The sequence below is a fragment of the Vibrio sp. Vb1574 genome, assembly GCF_033338675.1.
In genome coordinates, this window is record NZ_JAWOTC010000305.1 from 1 (window position 1) to 1,215 (window position 1,215).

The 1,215-nt window shown below is 49.8% G+C and carries 1 protein-coding gene; it reads right to left on the minus strand.

Translation table 11 applies throughout. The features are described from left to right. The coding region (uvrA, locus tag R7O12_RS25740; protein WP_318126891.1) for an excinuclease ABC subunit UvrA at window positions 1–1,215 on the minus strand (1,215 nt) is incomplete at both ends.

A 1,215-nucleotide genomic window follows, 5' to 3' on the forward strand; every position in this document is an offset into this window, starting at 1 on the left:
ACCTTCGATCTGAGACACATCTTCTGGTGTTCCCTGGGCAATGATCTCTCCGCCACCTTGTCCGCCTTCTGGTCCTAAGTCGATGATCCAGTCTGCTGTTTTGATGACGTCCAAGTTATGCTCGATAACCACAACGGTATTCCCGTGATCGCGCAGGCGATGAAGTACGGTCAATAGCTGCTGAATATCATGGAAGTGCAGACCAGTTGTCGGCTCATCCAGAATGTACAAGGTTTTACCCGTATCACGCTTGGATAGCTCTCTTGCCAATTTCACTCGCTGCGCTTCGCCGCCTGATAATGTGGTTGCCGCTTGACCTAAACGAATGTAAGACAGACCAACGTCCATTAGAGTTTGCAGCTTGCGGGCAATCGCAGGAACAGGATCGAAGAAGGTGCGAGCATCCTCGACGGTCATTTCCAGTACTTCATCGATGGTTTTGCCTTTGTAGCGTACTTCCAGTGTTTCGCGGTTATAGCGCTTCCCTTTACACACATCACATGGCACGTACACGTCTGGTAAGAAGTGCATCTCGACTTTGATAACACCATCCCCCTGACAAGCTTCACAGCGACCACCACGAACGTTAAAACTAAAGCGGCCAGGTTTGTAACCACGTGAACGTGATTCCTGCGTACCAGCAAACAGCTCGCGAATAGGGGTAAAGATTCCCGTGTACGTCGCAGGGTTCGAGCGTGGTGTTCGGCCAATTGGGCTTTGATCGATGTCGATAACCTTATCGAAATGTTCTAGACCTTTAATCGACTTATAAGGCGATGGGTGTGCAGTAGTAGCGCCATTGAGTTGGGTGTGTGCAATTTTGAAGAACGTATCGTTGATCAAGGTTGATTTACCGGAGCCTGACACGCCAGTAATACAGCTAAACAATCCGACAGGAATAGACAAGTCGACGTTCTTCAGGTTGTTACCTGTTGCGCCTAGTAGCTCGACGGTTTTCTTTGGATCGCGAGGGGTACGCTCTTTAGGGACTGCTATCTCTTTTGCGCCACTTAGATACTGACCTGTGAGAGAGTTCGGGTTGGCGATGATCTCATCCATCGTTCCTTCGGCAACCACATTGCCGCCGTGTACCCCCGCTCCCGGGCCAATATCAATCACGTGATCGGCACAGCGAATGGCATCTTCATCGTGTTCTACCACAAGTACGGTATTACCTAAATCGCGCAAATGAGTCAGTGTTTTTAGGAGTCGTTC